Annotated in this window: 14 protein-coding genes and 1 tRNA gene; 13 read left to right on the top strand and 2 right to left on the bottom strand. The window is 63.6% G+C overall.

Going from position 1 to position 16,229, the window contains the following annotated elements; translation table 11 throughout:
• The first annotated feature begins 9 nt into the window (after positions 1 to 9).
• The 5 genes from MK745_RS10485 to MK745_RS10465 all read left to right on the top strand — a co-directional run bounded on the left by MK745_RS10485 (position 10) and on the right by MK745_RS10465 (position 5,941).
• A complete protein-coding gene (locus tag MK745_RS10485) occupies positions 10 to 699 on the top strand; it encodes an HAD-IA family hydrolase (RefSeq protein ID WP_243613241.1) in 690 nt (229 codons plus the stop codon).
• 208 nt (positions 700 to 907) lie between these two features.
• Positions 908 to 2,470 (top strand): trimethylamine methyltransferase family protein, encoded by a 1,563-nt coding sequence (locus tag MK745_RS10480; protein ID WP_243613240.1) that lies wholly within the window; start codon positions 908 to 910, stop codon positions 2,468 to 2,470.
• A gap of 66 nt (positions 2,471 to 2,536) precedes the next feature.
• Positions 2,537 to 4,297, top strand: a complete 1,761-nt coding sequence (locus MK745_RS10475; RefSeq protein WP_243613239.1) for a DUF4153 domain-containing protein — start codon at positions 2,537 to 2,539, stop codon at positions 4,295 to 4,297.
• A 61-nt stretch (positions 4,298 to 4,358) separates the two neighbouring features.
• Positions 4,359 to 4,967, top strand: a complete 609-nt coding sequence (locus MK745_RS10470) for a heme NO-binding domain-containing protein (protein WP_243613238.1) — start codon at positions 4,359 to 4,361, stop codon at positions 4,965 to 4,967.
• Positions 4,964 to 5,941: a GGDEF domain-containing protein gene (locus tag MK745_RS10465; protein WP_243613237.1), complete on the top strand. Its 978-nt coding sequence runs from the start codon at positions 4,964 to 4,966 to the stop codon at positions 5,939 to 5,941. The genes MK745_RS10470 and MK745_RS10465 overlap by 4 nt, the downstream gene beginning before the upstream one ends.
• Here the strand turns inward: MK745_RS10465 and MK745_RS10460 are convergent.
• Complete coding sequence (locus MK745_RS10460) at positions 5,938 to 6,843, bottom strand: LysR family transcriptional regulator (RefSeq protein ID WP_243613236.1); 906 nt, start codon at positions 6,841 to 6,843, stop codon at positions 5,938 to 5,940. The two genes, MK745_RS10465 and MK745_RS10460, sit on opposite strands and share 4 nt — an antisense overlap.
• Positions 6,844 to 7,010: 167 nt before the next feature.
• Between MK745_RS10460 and xdhA the strand changes: the two genes are divergently transcribed.
• The 4 genes from xdhA to MK745_RS10440 all read left to right on the top strand — a co-directional run bounded on the left by xdhA (position 7,011) and on the right by MK745_RS10440 (position 13,277).
• Complete coding sequence (gene xdhA / locus MK745_RS10455) at positions 7,011 to 8,453, top strand: xanthine dehydrogenase small subunit (protein WP_243613235.1); 1,443 nt, start codon at positions 7,011 to 7,013, stop codon at positions 8,451 to 8,453.
• Entirely contained in the window at positions 8,450 to 10,750 is a 2,301-nt protein-coding gene (gene xdhB / locus MK745_RS10450) for a xanthine dehydrogenase molybdopterin binding subunit (RefSeq protein ID WP_243613234.1), read from the top strand. Before xdhA ends, xdhB begins: the two co-directional genes overlap by 4 nt.
• Positions 10,747 to 11,550, top strand: a complete 804-nt coding sequence (gene xdhC / locus MK745_RS10445; RefSeq protein ID WP_243613233.1) for a xanthine dehydrogenase accessory protein XdhC — start codon at positions 10,747 to 10,749, stop codon at positions 11,548 to 11,550. The genes xdhB and xdhC overlap by 4 nt, the downstream gene beginning before the upstream one ends.
• A gap of 62 nt (positions 11,551 to 11,612) precedes the next feature.
• Positions 11,613 to 13,277, top strand: coding sequence for a thiamine pyrophosphate-binding protein (locus MK745_RS10440; protein WP_243613232.1), 1,665 nt, complete (start codon positions 11,613 to 11,615; stop codon positions 13,275 to 13,277).
• Between the two features lie 3 nt (positions 13,278 to 13,280).
• On the opposite strand, the gene MK745_RS10435 is transcribed toward MK745_RS10440, so the two are convergent.
• Positions 13,281 to 14,162 (bottom strand): LysR family transcriptional regulator, encoded by an 882-nt coding sequence (locus MK745_RS10435; RefSeq protein WP_279391778.1) that lies wholly within the window; start codon positions 14,160 to 14,162, stop codon positions 13,281 to 13,283.
• 120 nt (positions 14,163 to 14,282) lie between these two features.
• On the opposite strand from MK745_RS10435, the gene MK745_RS10430 reads away from it, so the two are divergent.
• The 4 genes from MK745_RS10430 (at position 14,283) to MK745_RS10415 (ending at position 16,168) form a co-directional block, all read left to right on the top strand.
• On the top strand, positions 14,283 to 14,681 hold the full coding sequence (locus MK745_RS10430) for a (R)-mandelonitrile lyase (protein ID WP_243613230.1): 399 nt from the start codon (positions 14,283 to 14,285) through the stop codon (positions 14,679 to 14,681).
• Complete coding sequence (locus MK745_RS10425) at positions 14,671 to 15,120, top strand: cyclophilin-like fold protein (protein WP_243613229.1); 450 nt, start codon at positions 14,671 to 14,673, stop codon at positions 15,118 to 15,120. The genes MK745_RS10430 and MK745_RS10425 overlap by 11 nt, the downstream gene beginning before the upstream one ends.
• Positions 15,121 to 15,237: 117 nt before the next feature.
• Positions 15,238 to 15,978 (top strand): SDR family oxidoreductase, encoded by a 741-nt coding sequence (locus MK745_RS10420; protein WP_243613228.1) that lies wholly within the window; start codon positions 15,238 to 15,240, stop codon positions 15,976 to 15,978.
• 116 nt (positions 15,979 to 16,094) lie between these two features.
• Positions 16,095 to 16,168 (top strand) — tRNA-Gly (locus tag MK745_RS10415).
• The last annotated feature ends 61 nt before the right edge of the window (positions 16,169 to 16,229 follow it).

The following is a 16,229-nucleotide window of genomic DNA, read 5'->3' as shown; positions in this document are numbered from 1 at the left end:
CAGAGCGCGATGCGAGTAGACGGACTCCTGTTTGATAAGGACGGCACGCTGTTCGATTTCGGCGCGACATGGAACTCGTGGGCGGCGGGCATGATCCGCGACTTTGCCGACGGGGACGCGGTGATGGCGGCACGGATTGCGGCAGAGCTTGATTTCGACCTCCCTTCAGAAAAGTTCCTGCCGGAAAGCGTCGTCATCGCCGGGACCAACCGCGAGGCGGCCGAGGCCGTGGCGCGGGCGGTGCCGGGGCAGGATGTCGAGGAAATGGAGCTCCGTCTGATGCATGCCGCGGCGGATGCGCCGTTGGCTCCGGCTGTGGCGCTGGCGCCGTTTCTCGACGGGCTTGCGGGGTTGGGGCTGCGGCTCGGCGTGATGACCAACGACACGGAATATGCCGCACGGGCGCATCTTGGCGAGGCGGGCGTGGCGGAGAAATTCCACTTCATTGCCGGGTTTGATAGCGGGTTTGGCGCCAAACCCGCGCCGGGGCCTTTGCTTGCCTTTGCCGACGCGGTGCAGATCGATCCGGCCCGTGTCGCCATGGTGGGCGACAGCACCCATGATCTGATCGCCGGGCGCGCGGCGGGGATGCAGACCATTGCCGTGCTCACAGGGGTTGCGGGCGCAGACGAACTCGCGCCCTTTGCCGACGTGGTGTTCCCCGATATCGGCCATATCGCGGGCTGGCTCGCGGAGTGATTTCCAGATAGCTCAGCGGTTTTCAAACCGCTTGGGACGGGATTTCGAAATCCTGTGTGCAAAGTCTTTCGAAAGGCTTTGGCCCTGTCGCGATGTGTGAAACCCGCCGCGTCATCACCCAAAAACGACGAGATGTGTCGTTGAGGGCAAACTTGCGTCGCGATTCGTGCTGTTTGCTGGAGGCCAGAGCACGAGAGGGATGCAGAGAATGACCGAAACGGGTGGACGCAGACGCCGCGGCGGAGGCCGGGCCGGAAACACCGCACGACGCACGAGCGCGGGTGTGATCGAGCAGATGCCATGGCGCCAGCCGGTCAACATCGACCGTCCAACGGAACCTCTGCGCGAAGAAGGGGTGCAGGCGATCCACGAGGGCGCGATGCGCATCCTCGAGGAGATCGGTATTGAGTTCTACAATGCCGAGGCGCGCGATATCCTTCGGGAGGCGGGCTGTATCGTCGAGGGCGACAACGTGCGCATGGGGCGCGATTTCGTCATGGAGATGATCGCAAAGGCGCCGTCTGAGTGGACGCTCACCCCGCGCAACCCGGATCGCAAGATCACCTTGGGCGGCAATCACATGGCCTTTGGCAATGTCTCGTCGCCGCCCAACTACTGGGACATGTCGATCGGCCGCAAGATGCCGGGCACCCGCGAGCAATGTGCGAACCTGCTGAAGCTGACGCAGTATTTCAACTGTATCCATTTCGCGGGCGGCTACCCGGTCGAGCCGCAGGATATCCATGCCAGCATCCGGCACCTCGACGTGCTTTATGACAAGCTCACACTCACGGACAAGGTTGCGCATACCTATTCGCTCGGCAAAGAGCGGGTCGAGGATGCGATGGAGATGGTGCGGATCGCGGGCGGGCTAAGCCACGAGGAGTTCGAGGCCACCCCGCGTATGTACACCAACATCAACTCCACCTCGCCGCTCAAGCATGACGAGCCGATGATGGATGGCTGGATGCGCCTTGCGCGGCGCGGGCAGGGCCTTGTGGTGACGCCGTTCACGCTCGCGGGTGCGATGGCGCCGGTGACCATGTCGGGCGCCGTGGCGCAGTCACTGGCCGAGGGGCTTTGTGCGGTGGCCCTAGCGCAGTATATCCGGCCCGGCGCGCCTTGTGCGATTGGCACTTTTACATCGAATGTGGACATGAAGAGCGGCGCGCCTGCCTTTGGTACGCCGGAATACATGCGCGCCACGCAGATGACCGGGCAGATGGCGCGGTTCTACGGCCTGCCGATGCGGGCCAGCGGTGTTTGCGCGGCGAACGTGCCGGACGGGCAGGCCATGTGGGAGACCTCCAACAGCCTTTGGAGCGCGGTGCAGTCGGGGGCCAACATGGTCTATCACGCAGCAGGCTGGCTTGAAGGAGGGCTGATCGCCAGCCCGGAGAAATTCATCATGGATTGCGAAGTCCTGCAGATGATCCAGCGCTATATGGACCCGACGCTTTGTGCCACAGGGCCGGACGAGATCGCCTTTGATGCGATCAAGGATGTGGGCAATGCGGGCCATTTCTTTGGCATCCAGCACACGCAGGACCGCTATACCACTGCCTTCTATCAACCGTTCGTGTCGGATTGGCGCAACTTCGAGGCCTGGGACGCGGCGGGCGCTGTCTGGACCCCGGAGCGCGCGCATCGTCTGTTCCGTGAGATCATCGAGTCGTTCGAGGCGCCGCCGATGGACGAGGCGATCCGCGAAGAGCTTGCCGCTTTCGTGGCGCGACGCAAGGAAGAGGGCGGTGCGCCGACCGATTTCTAAGAGCGGATTTACATTGCACCCGGCCCAATCCTTTCTAGACTGGGGCCACAGTCTGGGAGAGAGATCATGGCAGCAGCGACCAGCAACGGATTGAGCGGGCGGGCCATCATGGCAGGGGTCGGTGCCCTTGTCGGGATCGCCATGTGGTTCCTGTTCGAGGTGGCCGGCGAGGTGGTGAGCAACCCACAGGCCTTTGTCATTCTGGCCTCGTTCGTGGCCGGGGGCGCGGCGGTGCTTTTGGCGATGGCGGGGCCTTTGTCGCTTGGTCGGGCCGCCTTTGGCGCTATGCTCCTCGCGGCGCCATCGGCCTTGGCGCTTGGCTGGGCCAGTTCTGGGTTCGAGGAACTCGAGACCTTCATCCGCAACGGTCTTGCGCTTGTGGCTTGGGGCGTGATCCTGTTCGTGGGCACGCCGTTCCTGATTGTGGCGCTGCGCAAGGATGGTGATTGGCGCAGCTATCCCGAGCTTTTCGATTGTTCCTGGCGGATCGTGGTGCGCTATGCGGCGGCGTGGCTTTTCGTCGGGCTCTTCTGGGGCATTCTGCTCTTGTCGAATGCGCTCTTGGAGATCGTCGATATCACGGTGATCGACGACCTGATCGATATCGAGCCGATGCCGCATATCTTGACCGGCGCGATGCTCGGCCTTGCGATCCGCGTTGTGCACGAGATGCGCGATTATCTCTCGCCCTTCATGCTTTTGCGTCTCTTGCGGCTTCTGGTGCCGGTGGTCCTTGTGGTGGTGGGGATTTTCGTCGCGGCCCTGCCGTTCCGACCGTTTGACGGGCTTTTCGGGCAGCTTTCGCCTGCGGCGACGCTTCTTGTCGTGGCGCTGGGCGCGGTGTCGCTTGTCAGTGTGGCGGTGGACAAGGATGAGGACCACGCGGTGAAGCTTGGCTTTATGCGGCTGGCGACGGAGGGGCTTGCGCTCTTGCTGCCGATCATCGCGGGGCTGGCGGCCTATGCGGTCTGGCTGCGCGCGGCGCAATATGGCTGGACGCCGGAGCGGATCGCGGCGGCGCTCGCGTCGGGAATGGTGACGCTTTACGGGCTGCTTTATGCGGTCTCGGTCCTGTGGCGTGGGGCATGGATGCAGCATGTGCGGGTGGTGAACCTTGCCATGGCGCTTTTGGTGCTTTTGCTTGGCTTTGCCTGGCTCACGCCGCTGATCAATGCGGAACGGATTTCGACCCGCAATCAGGTCGCGCGGTATCTTGACGGCAAGGTGTCGGCGGCCGAGCTTGCGGTCTGGGAGATGCAGCATAGCTGGGGTCGGGCCGGGGTCGCGGGCATTGCAGAACTGAAGGCGCTGGAGGGTGAGGACCACGCCGATCTGCAGCGCGCCATCGAGCTATCCGAGACTTCGGAGTATCGTCACGTCTTTGAGCGGCGCACGACAGATACCGGGCGAGACGCGCGGATCGAACGGCTTGCCGGGCTTCTCACCGTGCTGCCCGAGGGGCGCGAAATCACGCCGCAGATGCTTGCCGAACTGCCCAATCACCGGCTCGAGGACTGGCTCATGGCCTGTGACCGCGAGCCGGAGCCGGGCTGTGTCGTGGTGCTTGGCGATTTCAGCACCCGTGCGCCGCAGACGGGCGGCATCGCCTTCTTGCCGGGGCGGAGTGATCGCTATGACGCGGTGGCGCTGCGCTTTGTGCAGGGGCAGGTCATGCTTGGCTCATACCTGCGCGACGCCGAAACCGGCATGGCGCTGCGCCTGACGCGCGAGGATGTGGCGCGGGTGCTCGAAGGGGGGTACCGGATCGCGCCGAGCAGCCGCAAGTCGCTCTGGATCGGGGACATGGAAATCAATCCCGACAATTGAAGATATAGAGGGATCCTTAACGCCCTGACCGTCATAGTGCCCCGCAGTTTTGGGGAGTGTCATGCACGGTCTGATCAACAAGGCGATAGAGGGGTTTGTCTGCGACAGCTTCGGCGCGGAACGCTGGCAGGCGATCTGCCGTGCGGCGCGGCTTGAGGAGTCCGAGTTCGAGGCAATGCTGCATTACGAGGATGCGGTGACGGGGCGTCTTCTCAACGCGACGGCGGCGGAGTTGGGGGTTTTGCGCGAAGCCGTGCTTGAGGATATCGGCACCTATCTCGTGTCGCATCCCAATGTCGAAGCCCTGCGCCGATTGCTGCGGTTCGGCGGCGAGAGCTTTGTCGAGTTCCTGCATTCTCTGGATGAACTGCCGGAACGTGCCCGGCTCGCGGTTGATGATCTAGGCTTGCCGACGTTGGAATTGCGCGACTTGGAAGAGGGGCGTTTCGCGCTTCTGAGTCGCTTTCCTTGGCCGGGGTTTGGCCATGTGATGATCGGTGTGCTTCGGACACTGGCGGATGACTATGGGGCGCTGGTCTTTCTTGAACATCGCGGCGTCGAAAAGGCGGGACCGGGCGAAACGCTCGAGACGATCGAGGTCACAGTGGTTGAAGCGGCCTTTGCCGCCGGGCGACGGTTCGACCTTGGCGCGCGGGCAGGATCGCCATGACCGTGCCCATGCAAGATATGCGCGCCGTGCTCGATCTTTTCTGTCCCATGCATGTGATGCTTGGGCCGCGGGGCGAGATCCTGCATATGGGCGCGACCTTTGCCAAGCTTGCGGGCGGGTCTGCGGCAGAGGGGCGCGGGTTTCTCGATCTGTTCGAGGTGTTGCGCCCGCGCGGGGCAGAGACCATGGAGGCCCTCCTGCGCCTTGGTGGGCAAAAGATGAGCCTGCGCCTGCGCGATGATGCGCGCGCGTCCTTCAAGGGGATTCTTGCGCCGGTCGGAGCGGGGGCAGCGATCAACCTGTCCTTTGGCATCTCGATCATGGACGGGGTGCGCGATTTCGGCCTGAGCGGGTCTGATTTTGCCGCCACGGACCTTGCCATCGAGATGCTCTACCTGATTGAGGCGAAATCGGTCGCAATGGGGGCCTCGCGAAAGCTCAACCAGCGGCTTCAAGGGGCCAAGATCGCGGCCGAGGAACAGGCCTTTACCGATACGCTCACCGGGCTAAAGAACCGCCGCGCGGTCGATCATGTTCTGGCCCGCCAGATCGAACGGGGCGGGGCCTTTGCCGTGATGCAGATCGACCTCGATTTCTTCAAGGCGGTGAATGACACCTACGGCCACCCGGCAGGCGATCACGTATTGCAACAGGTGGCGCGGATACTTGTCGATGAGACCCGGCGCGGCGATTGCGTGGCGCGCGTGGGCGGCGATGAGTTCGTGCTCATCTTTGACGGGGTGCGGGGGCGCGAGGAGCTTGCCAGTATCGCCAGGCGCCTTATCTCGCGCATCGAAGAACCTATCGCATGGCGCGAGGGGGCGAAGCTTGGCATTTCGGCCTCGGTCGGAATCGCCATTGGCCCCTACGCGAAGGAAAAGGCAGACACGGCGCTGTTTGACCGTGTCGACAAGGCGCTCTATGCCGCGAAACACGCCGGACGGGCGCAGTTCCGCTTTGCCGACGCCCCCTAGAGCGAGAGCGAGGCGCGCGCGCGGTCGGCGATAAAGTCGAGAAACAGGCGCATCTTGGGGTCTTGCAGGGTGCGATGCGCAAAGAGACATCCAAAGCGCGCAGGCAGGGGCGGGGTGTCGGGCAGCACCTCGACGAGATCCCCTGCGGCCAGCGCGGTGGCCACGTCAAAGCGCGGGCGGTTGGCAATGCCGCGCCCGTCGCGCGCCCAGTCGGTCAGCACGTCGCCATCATCGGCATCAAACCGCCCCCGCACGTCGAGCTTTTGTGGCCCGTCCTTGGTTTGCAGGGTCCAGAAGTACTCTGGCGAGCGCGGGTAGCGGAGCAGAAGGCAATTATGCGCATCCCTGAGAAGATCCTCAGGGTGCGCGGGCGTGCCGTGCTGCGCGAGGTAGCCGGGGCTTGCGACGAGGACACGGGGACAGTCGAGGATCAGCCGCAGCTTGAGGTCGCTATCGGGGAAGTCGCCAAGGTTGAAGGCAAGGTCGATACTGTCCTCGAACATGTCGATGCGCCGGTCGGTCAGGCGCAGGCGCACGTCGATGCCCGGGTAAAGGTCGGTGAAATCGGGGATATGGGGCGCGATGGCCCGCCGTCCGATGCCAAGCGGCGCGGCAACCCGGATCGTACCGCGCGGATTGTCGGAAAACCCCGCCGCGACGGCCTCTGCCTCGTCGAGCGCGGCAATGACGCGGCGGGCATGGGTATAGAATTCGCGGCCCACTTCCGTTGGCGAAAGGCGGCGTGTGGTGCGATTGAACAGGCGCACGCCAAGATGCGCCTCAAGCTCCTTGATCCGCTTACTCGCAACCGCGGGCGTCAGGCGCAGATCGCGCCCCCCCGCCGTGATCGAGCCAAGCTCGACAACACGCAGGAAAACCCGCAGACTTTCAAGATAAGGCATCAGCGACTCCTCTTGCCTCTTTTCGTGGCGTTTCGAGGATAGACGCGCTTCATTATCAATGAAACGTTGAAATTCATTCACCAATTCATCGCTACCCGTTTCCGGCGCGCTTAGGCTAGGCTTTCGTAGGTCAAAGACACGCACCCAGCGCGCGATAGCGAGGCATCATGACAGCACCGACACCACGCACCCACATCCGTTTCAGGCTGAACGACCGCGAGGTCCGCGAAGAGGCGGTCGCGGCAAGCGATACGCTACTTGATTTTCTGCGGCTCGAAAAGCGGCTCACCGGGACCAAGGAGGGTTGTGCCGAAGGTGATTGCGGGGCCTGCACGGTGTTGGTCGGGCGGCTTGTCGGCGGCGATCTCGTCTATGAGCCGGTCAATGCCTGTATCCGGTTCCTCGCCTCGCTCGATGGCTGTCACGTGGTGACGATCGAGCATTTGCGGGGGGCGAATGGCGCGTTGCATCCGGTTCAAAAGGCGATGGTCGATCACCACGGGAGCCAGTGCGGGTTCTGCACGCCGGGGATCGTCATGGCGCTCTATGCGCTTTGGATGCGGGTGCCTCGCCCGACGCGCCGCGAGGTCGAGGTCGCGCTTCAGGGGAACCTGTGTCGCTGCACCGGGTATCGTCCAATCATTGATGCGGCCATGTCGGTCGAGGCGGATGGCGAGGATTTCCTTGCCGCCGAGCGCGACGCGGTGACGGCAGAGCTTGAGGGATGGCACGAGGGGACACGGGTCGAAGTGGCGCGCGATGGAAGCCGAGCGATCCTGCCGGGCGACGTCGATGACCTTGCCGCGGTGCTTGAGGCAGAGCCAGAGGCGCGGGTGATCGCCGGGGCGACGGATGTGGGGCTTTGGGTGACAAAGCATCTGCGGGCGCTGCCTGTGGCGGTGTTCATCGGGCATCTCGAGGGGCTGAAAGAGATCGAGGAGAGCGATGCGGCGGTGCGTATCGGCTCCGGGGTGACATATGCGGAGGCCGAGGGCGCGATGGGCGCGGCCTTCCCGCATCTGGCGCCGTATTTCGAGCGGATCGCGGGCTGGCAGGTGCGCAGTATGGGCACGATTGGTGGCAATATCGCCAATGGCTCGCCCATCGGAGACATGCCGCCGGTGCTCATCGCCATGGGCGCGACGATCACCTTGCGCAAAGGCGCGGCGCGGCGCGAGATCGCGCTTGAGGATTTCTTTGTCGATTACGGCAAGCAGGACCGTGCGCCGGGCGAATTCGTCGAGGCGATCACGGTGCCGAAGACGCGCGGATTGCACGCGGCCTACAAGGTTTCGAAACGGCGGGATGAGGATATTTCCACGGTCGCGGCAGGTGTCTATGTGCACGTCGAAGACGGTCAGATCACGGCGGCGCGGATCGCCTATGGCGGTATGGCTGCAGTGCCGAAACGGGCGATGGCGGCAGAGGCGGCGCTCGTCGGACAGCCCTTTGGCGCGGCGGCGTTCGAGGCGGCGGCAGGTGCGCTCGCGGGCGAGTTCACACCGCTGAGCGATATGCGGGCGAGCGCGGAATACCGGATGCGGGTTGCAGAGAACCTCTTGCGCCGGTTCTGGATCGAACAAGGCACGGACGGGGAGGCGGCGGCATGAGCAACGTCAAGGGGATCGCCGGGCAAGACCTCCGGCACGAGTCGGCCATCAAACAGGTCACGGGCGGGGCGGACTATACCGATGATATCGCGCTGCCTGAGGGCGCGCTTCATGCCTATCTTGGCCTTTCGACAGTGGCGGCGGGGCGTATCGTGGCGATGGACCTCTCAGAAGTCGAGACCGCGCCGGGTGTGGTCGGCGTGCTGACCGCGAAGGACATTCCGGGCGTCAACGATATTAGCCCCACGGGGCGGCATGACGAGCCGGTTTTCGCAGAGGACCACGTCGAGTTCCATGGGCAGGCGCTCTTTGCTGTGGTCGCCACGAGCCGGGATGCGGCGCGCAAGGCGGCGGAGTTGGCCAAGGTCGACTATGCGCCAGAGCGCCACGTCACGGATGTCGGCGAAGCGGTCAAGGCAGGGTATCCGCATGTCACGGACCCGCTCACGCTTCGCATTGGTGAGGCGGCCAAGGCGCTCAAGGCCGCGCCGAACCGGATCAAGGGACAGGTCCGCATCGGCGGGCAGGATCACATGTATCTCGAAGGCCATATCGCGCTCGCGCTGCCGGGCGAGGATGAGGAGGTTGTGGTGTATTCCTCGACCCAGCACCCGAGCGAGGCGCAGCACATGGTGGCGCATGTGCTTGGCGTGCCGTCCAACGCGGTTGTCGTCAACGTGCGGCGCATGGGCGGCGGGTTTGGTGGCAAGGAAAGCCAGATGAACCTGTTTTGCGCGGTGGCGGCGATGGCGGCAAAACGCTGGGGCGTGGCGGTAAAGATACGGCCCGACCGGGATCAGGACATGATCGCGACCGGCAAGCGGCATGATTTCCTTGTCGATTACGACGTGGGCTTTGACGAGACGGGCCGGATTTTGGCCGTCGATGGCGAGTTCGCGGCGCGCTGTGGCTGGTCCTCGGACCTGTCGGGGCCGGTGACGGACCGGGCGCTTTTCCATGCGGACAATGCTTATTTCTACCCGGCGGCAGAGCTGCGCTCGCGTCCGATGAAGACGAATACCGTCTCCAACACGGCCTTCCGGGGTTTTGGTGGCCCGCAAGGCGTTGTTGCAGCGGAGCGGATGATTGAGGAAATCGCCTATGCGCTGGGTCGCGATCCTCTCGAAATCCGCAAAGCGAATTTCTATGGCGTGCACGGCGATGTGACGCCCTATCACCAGACGGTCGAGGACAATATCATGCCTCGGATCGTCGAGGAGCTTGAGGCGAGCGCCGATTACCAAGCACGGCGCGCGGCGGTGATCGCTCATAACGCCAAGGGCGGCATGATGCGCAAGGGCATTGCCCTCACACCGGTCAAGTTCGGAATCAGCTTTACCGCGACCTGGTACAATCAGGCCGGCGCGCTCTTGCATGTCTACAATGACGGCTCGCTCATGCTCAATCACGGCGGGACCGAGATGGGGCAGGGGCTCAACACCAAGGTGGCGCAGGTTGTGGCCGATGCGTTTCAGGTCGATGTGGACAAAATCCGCATCACCAAGACCACGACCGAGAAAGTGCCCAATACCTCTGCCACGGCGGCCTCGTCAGGGTCAGACCTGAACGGGATGGCGGCGCTTGATGCGGCGGCGCAGATCAAGGCGCGGCTTGTTGCGTGGGCGGCTGAAAAGTGGGGCGTCGCGGCGGACACGGTGCGTTTTGCGGACAATCAGGTGCATGTGGGCGATGGGGTCTTCGCTTTTGCGGATTTCATCAAGCAGGCCTATATGGCGCGGGTGCACCTCTCGGCGGCAGGGTTCTACAAGACCCCGAAAATCCATTGGAACCGCGACACCGGGCAGGGACGGCCTTTCTACTACTTTGCCTATGGCGCGGCAGTCTCGGAAGTCACGATTGATACGCTGACCGGGGAGTATACGGTCGAGCGGGTGGATGTGCTGCATGATGTGGGGCGCTCGCTCAACCCGGCGATCGACAAGGGACAGGTCGAGGGCGCGTTTGTGCAGGGCATGGGCTGGCTCACGACCGAGGAACTTTGGTGGGACGATGAGGGTCGGCTGCGCACCCATGCGCCATCGACCTATAAGATCCCGCTCGCCTCGGATATGCCGAAAGACTTCAACGTGCGGCTTGCCGAATGGTCGGAGAATGCCGAACGCACGATCAAACGTTCCAAGGCGGTGGGCGAGCCGCCCTTCATGCTTGGGATTTCGGTGTTCGAGGCGCTGTCGATGGCGGTTGCGTCGGTGGCAGACTATCGCGAATGCCCGCGCCTAGATGCGCCCGCAACACCCGAGCGTGTCTTGATGGCGGTGGAGCGGTTGCGCGGATGAGCGCGCTTGCGGCATATCTCGCGGCGCAGCCCGAAGTGATCCGTGTGCGCATTGTCCGCGTGCGGGGATCGTCGCCGCGCGATGAAGGGGCCGAGATGTTCGTCTCGCAAAGCGCCGTGCATGGCACGATTGGCGGCGGGCAGTTGGAGTATATGGCGATTGATGAGGCGCGCGCACTTCTTATTCGTGGCGCGCCGTGCGGCGAGATGGATGTGCCGCTTGGCCCGGAGATCGGCCAATGCTGTGGCGGGCGGGTCGAGATCGCGCTCGTTCGGATGGACGATGTGATGCGCACCGAGGCGATAAAGGCCGAAGACGCGGCGCAGGACGCGAGGCCGCATCTTTATATTCTCGGGGCCGGGCATGTGGGCCGGGCGCTGGCCGATCTGGCGCAGCATTTGCCGCTGCGCACGGTGCTTGTCGATGGGCGGGTGGCCGAGCTTGAGCTATGCGACGCAGAGGTCGAGACGGCGCTGACGCCCTTGCCCGAAGCTTTGGTGCGCGATGCGCCCGCAGGAAGCGCCTTTGTCATCCTGACCCATGACCATGCGCTTGATTTCCTCTTGGCGGACGAGGCGCTCGGGCGCGGGGACGGGGCCTATGTCGGGATGATCGGATCGGCTACGAAACGCGCCTCTTTCACAAGCTGGACCCGCGCGCGGGGAGGTTCGGCGGCGGGCCTCATCTGTCCGATCGGGGCGGGGCAGAGCGGCGACAAGCGGCCCGAGATGATCGCGGCGCTTGTCCTTGGTGAGGTGGTCGCAGCGCTTGGCGCCAAGGTGGCGGTTCCCGCCCGCTAGCCCTTGCAACTCGCGCCGCTTCGGGCAGAGTAGCGGCGATGAGCGAATAGGGGAGAGACATCATGCGCAACGGCGGACAGCTTCTTGTCGAGAGCCTCGTGGCCCTTGGGGCAACGAAGGGATTTGGCGTGCCGGGAGAAAGCTATCTCGCGGTGCTGGACGCGTTGCATGATACGCGCGGCAAACTGGATTTCGTGCTCTGCCGGAACGAGGGCGGCGCGGCTTTCATGGCGGCAGCGTGGGGGAAGCTCACCGGCAGTCCCGGCATCTGCTTCGTGACGCGCGGCCCCGGTGTCACCAATGCCTCGATCGGGATTCATACGGCGATGCAGGACAGCGCGCCGATGATCATCTTTGTCGGGCAGGTCGGCACGGATATGCGCGACCGCGAGGCGTTTCAGGAGATCGACTATCGCGCCATGTTCGGCACGGTGGCGAAATGGGCGGTCGAGATCGACCGGGTGGAGCGCGTGCCGGAACTGCTCGCGCGGGCCTGGACCACGGCGACAACGGGGCGGCCCGGTCCTGTGGTTGTGGCATTGCCAGAGGATATGCTGACGAGCCTCACGGATAAGGCGCCGCTGACCGGGCCTGCGGAGATTGCGGCCCCGATGCCGGACATGGGCGCGGTCGAAAAGGCGCGCGCGCTGCTCTCTGGGGCGGAGCGGCCGGTGATCCTCATGGGGGGCTGCAACTGGTCCGAGGCGGGGCAGAAGGCGATGCAGGATTTTGCGGAAAGCTCGGACATTCCGGTTCTCGCGGCGTTCCGCTATCAGGATCAGTTCGACAATTTCTCGCCCGTTTATGCGGGTGAGGCGGGGGTCGGGATGCCGCCGCATGTCAAACGCATCGTCAAGGAGGCGGATGTGATCCTCGCGATCAATGTGCGCTTCGGAGAGAACACGACGGATGGTTATACGTTGCTCGATGTGCCGGTGCCGACACAGACGCTCATCCATGTGCATGGCTCGGATCGCGAGATTGGCAAGATCTATCAACCGAGCCTCGGGATACATGCTGGCCCGGACGGGTTCGCCGCCGCGCTTGCCCCGGTGTCGGGCGGTTGGGGCGCGTGGCGGGCGCAGGCGCGGGCCGATTTCGAGGCCAGCATCGAGGCGCCTGCACAGCCCTCGCCGGTTGATATGGGCGTGGTGACCAAAGCCCTGCGCGAGAGCCTGCCGGAAGACGCGATTATCACCAACGGGGCAGGGAATTTCGCGGTCTGGCCGAACAAGTTTTACACCTTTGGGCCCAAGGCGCGGCTTCTTGCGCCGCAATCGGGCGCGATGGGCTATGGCGTGCCAGCGGCGATTGCCGCCAAGGTGGCACATCCCGAACGCACCGTGGTCTGTTTCGCGGGCGACGGGGATTTCCAGATGACCAGCGGCGAGTTGGCGACGGCGGTGCAGGCGGGGGCGTGTCCGATCATCCTTATCCTCAATAACGGGATCTACGGCACGATCCGCGCCCATCAAGAACGCACCTATCCCGCGCGGGTGTCTGGCACGACGATGCAAAGCCCGGATTTTGCGGCGCTTGCGCGGGCCTATGGCATGCATGGCGAGCGGGTCGAGACGACGGCCGATTTCGACGCGGCCTTCGAACGGGCGTTGGCGTCGGACACCGGGGCGGTGCTTGACCTTGTGACCTCGCCCGAGGCGCTTACCCCGCGTCAGACGCTTAGCAACATGCGCGCTGCGGCGCTTGCGGCGCAAGGCAAGGATTGACGGTTAGGGCGCGCGGTAGCGCAGTGCCTCGACAAGCCGCGTGAAGGCCGGAGAAGCGAGGCGGCGATTGGGGTAGTAGAGGTGATATCCCTGCACAGGCGGGCACCACTCGCGCAGCACGACCTCGAACTCGCCTGTGTCGATATAGGGGCGGGCAAGGTCTTCGGGCAGGAAAGCGAGGCCATGCCCGTCGCGTGTGGCGTGCAGGATCGGCAGTATACTGTCATAGGTTAGCTGGCCGCTGACGCGCACCTCGACCTCGCGCCCGTCGCGTTCAAATTCCCACGCATAGAGCCCCCCCGCCGAGGGCAGGCGTAGGTTGATACATTGGTGATTGGTCAACTCGCGCGGATGTTCGGGGGCCGAGCGGCGCGCGAAATAGGTGGGCGTCCCTACGACGAGAAAGCGCCAGTCGGGGCCAATACGCACCGCGATCATGTCCTTACTCACCGACTCGCCAAGGCGCACGCCCGCGTCGAAATGATCGCCGACGATGTCGACAAAGCCGTCGTTGATCGACACTTCGACGTTGATGTCGGGAAACTGCGGTAGGAAATCCGCGAGCCGGGGGCGCAGGATGGTTTGCGCAGCGTGAATGCCCGAGCTGATCCGTAGGGTGCCGGAGGGTTTGTCGCGCAACTCGCTCAGAGCATCGAGCTCGGCGCGGATTTGTTCGAAATGAGGGGCGAGCGTTTGAAACAGGCGTTCTCCAGCCTCGGTTGTCGAGACGCTGCGCGTGGTGCGGGTCAGGAGGCGCAGGCCGAGCCGGTCTTCCAAGGCGCGGATTGTGTGGCTCAGCGCAGAGGGCGAAAGGCCAAGCCGCGCCGCGGCACGGGTGAAACTCCGCTCTTCGGCCACAGCGACAAAGGCCTTGAGCTCGCTCATCTCATCTCGCGCCATTATTGAATACCATTCAGTAGTTCATGTGAATTATAGCATCTAATCGGATAGCGCAGTCTGGGCTAGATTACCAGCAAGGCCGAAGAGATAGGAAAGGACGCGCAGATGGAAATCACCCGCAGAGACAGCCTGACGACGATGCCGGGGCCGACCGATTGGTTTACTGGTGAGGTCGCGCTCGAAATGCTTTTCAATCCGCATGATGCGGCGCGGGTGCAAGGCGCGAACGTGACGTTTCAGCCCGGTGCGCGCACCGCATGGCATACCCACCCGCTTGGTCAGACGCTTATCGTTCTTTCCGGCAAGGGGCGGGTGCAGCGCTGGGGCGGTGAAGTCGTCGAGATCGGCCCCGGCGACGTGATCTGGTTCGCGCCCGGCGAAAAACACTGGCACGGGGCGGCGCCTGATAGCGCCATGACCCACACCGCCATTCAAGAAGTGCAGGACGGCAAAGCCGTCGACTGGATGGAGCAGGTCTCGGACGAGGCCTATAATGGGCAGTAGGGCGCGGATCGGGCGGCGTGGGCTCTTGAAGATGTCGCTTGCGGCGGGAGTCGTGCCGGGCGGCCTATTTGCAGAGAAATCGGAGGGTGCGATGCGGATCGCATGTCGTTTCGCGGACCAGATGTTTCATATCGGTCTTGCGCAGACGCCGGTGGGCGAAGCTCTCATGGCACAGCTGCCGCTTGACCTCACAATCGAGGACTATGGCAGCAATGAAAAGATCGCCTACCTGCCGCAGAAACTTTCCGGGGCAGTGTCCGAGCCGTTTGGAAACGAGGCACCGGGGGATTTCTGTTACTTCGCGCCCTGGGGCAACCTCGTCTTCTTCTATGAGGGCTACCACTATTCTCGCGGCTTGATACGGCTTGGCCGCATCGAGGGCGGCATCGCACCGCTGCTTCTGCGTGGGTCGTTCCCGCTTCGGATTTCATCGGCCTAAGGTCAAGTCAATCACATCCCTGAACCCGGTGGCACACGCCATGTCAGGGGGGCGTTTCGCGTCCCTCAAGGGGGAAGGTGCATTCAAATCCAACACCAAACACAAAGGACTAGAGACATGAAAGACAAGGTTATCATCATCACGGGCGCATCGTCGGGGATTGGCGAAGCGACGGCAAAGGATATCGCGGCCAAGGGCGGCAAGGTGGTCCTTGGAGCGCGGCGCGAAGACAAGCTCCGCCAGATCGCTGAAGACATTCGCGCGGCCGGCGGCGAGGCGGTCTACCAGAGCCTCGACGTGACCAAGCCCGAAGACAACGACGCACTCGTTGCGTTGGCCAAGGAGACCTATGGCCGGGTCGATGCGATCTTTCTCAATGCGGGGATCATGCCCGTGAGCAATGTCTCGGCGCTTAAGACCAGCGAGTGGAAGCGGATGGTCGATGTGAACATCAACGGCGTCCTGAACGGCGTTGCAGCGGTCATGCCGACCTTCACCGAGCAGAAATCCGGCCATATCCTCGCGGTGTCTTCGGTGGCGGGGCTCAAGGCCTATCCGGGTACTGCGATCTACGGCGGGACCAAGTGGTTCGTGCGTGATTTCATGGAATGCCTGCGGATGGAATCGGCGATGGAGGGCACGAATATCCGTACCGCGACGCTTTATCCTGCGGCGATCAATACCGAGCTGCTCGACACGATCACCGACGCGGGTGCGGCGCAGGGGATGTCCGATCTCTATGACGCGTTCGGCATCTCGCCCGAACGGATCGCGCGGGTTGTTTCCTTTGCGCTCGATATGCCTGAGGACACGACGATCAACGAGTTCACCATCGGTCCGGCGAACCAGCCCTGGTAAGACAAGACAGGCACGGGGCGGGCGAAATTGCCTGGCCCGTGTCGGCAATTTCCGGTTTGGCCGCTGCACCCTATTGACCCTCTTTCGCGCCTGAACTAGATAGGTCGAACCCTCGGGCGGGTATGGTGAAATGGTATCATAAGAGCCTTCCAAGCTTAAGGTGCGGGTTCGATTCCCGCTACCCGCTCCAACCTTCTCCTCTGATCGGGCCCCATTGTCGCCTTGACCCTGTGCGCAGGCTCGGCCAATAC

This window comes from Shimia aestuarii (assembly GCF_022814865.1).
GTDB lineage: Bacteria > Pseudomonadota > Alphaproteobacteria > Rhodobacterales > Rhodobacteraceae > Shimia > Shimia aestuarii_A.
Note: the sequence above shows the minus strand (reverse complement) of the source record. Positions and strands in the feature narration are given on the sequence as shown.

What these genes read in the sequence shown, in the direction of transcription:
- MK745_RS10435 (WP_279391778.1), bottom strand. Translation starts at nt 14,162, where the DNA reads ATGAGCGAGCTCAAGGCCTTTGTCGCTGTGGCCGAAGAGCGGAGTTTC.
- xdhC (WP_243613233.1), top strand. Translation starts at nt 10,747, where the DNA reads ATGAGCGCGCTTGCGGCATATCTCGCGGCGCAGCCCGAAGTGATCCGT.
- MK745_RS10420 (WP_243613228.1), top strand. Translation starts at nt 15,238, where the DNA reads ATGAAAGACAAGGTTATCATCATCACGGGCGCATCGTCGGGGATTGGC.
- MK745_RS10480 (WP_243613240.1), top strand. Translation starts at nt 908, where the DNA reads ATGACCGAAACGGGTGGACGCAGACGCCGCGGCGGAGGCCGGGCCGGA.
- xdhB (WP_243613234.1), top strand. Translation starts at nt 8,450, where the DNA reads ATGAGCAACGTCAAGGGGATCGCCGGGCAAGACCTCCGGCACGAGTCG.
- MK745_RS10430 (WP_243613230.1), top strand. Translation starts at nt 14,283, where the DNA reads ATGGAAATCACCCGCAGAGACAGCCTGACGACGATGCCGGGGCCGACC.
- MK745_RS10475 (WP_243613239.1), top strand. Translation starts at nt 2,537, where the DNA reads ATGGCAGCAGCGACCAGCAACGGATTGAGCGGGCGGGCCATCATGGCA.
- MK745_RS10465 (WP_243613237.1), top strand. Translation starts at nt 4,964, where the DNA reads ATGACCGTGCCCATGCAAGATATGCGCGCCGTGCTCGATCTTTTCTGT.
- MK745_RS10425 (WP_243613229.1), top strand. Translation starts at nt 14,671, where the DNA reads ATGGGCAGTAGGGCGCGGATCGGGCGGCGTGGGCTCTTGAAGATGTCG.
- MK745_RS10460 (WP_243613236.1), bottom strand. Translation starts at nt 6,843, where the DNA reads ATGCCTTATCTTGAAAGTCTGCGGGTTTTCCTGCGTGTTGTCGAGCTT.
- MK745_RS10440 (WP_243613232.1), top strand. Translation starts at nt 11,613, where the DNA reads ATGCGCAACGGCGGACAGCTTCTTGTCGAGAGCCTCGTGGCCCTTGGG.
- MK745_RS10485 (WP_243613241.1), top strand. Translation starts at nt 10, where the DNA reads ATGCGAGTAGACGGACTCCTGTTTGATAAGGACGGCACGCTGTTCGAT.
- xdhA (WP_243613235.1), top strand. Translation starts at nt 7,011, where the DNA reads ATGACAGCACCGACACCACGCACCCACATCCGTTTCAGGCTGAACGAC.
- MK745_RS10470 (WP_243613238.1), top strand. Translation starts at nt 4,359, where the DNA reads ATGCACGGTCTGATCAACAAGGCGATAGAGGGGTTTGTCTGCGACAGC.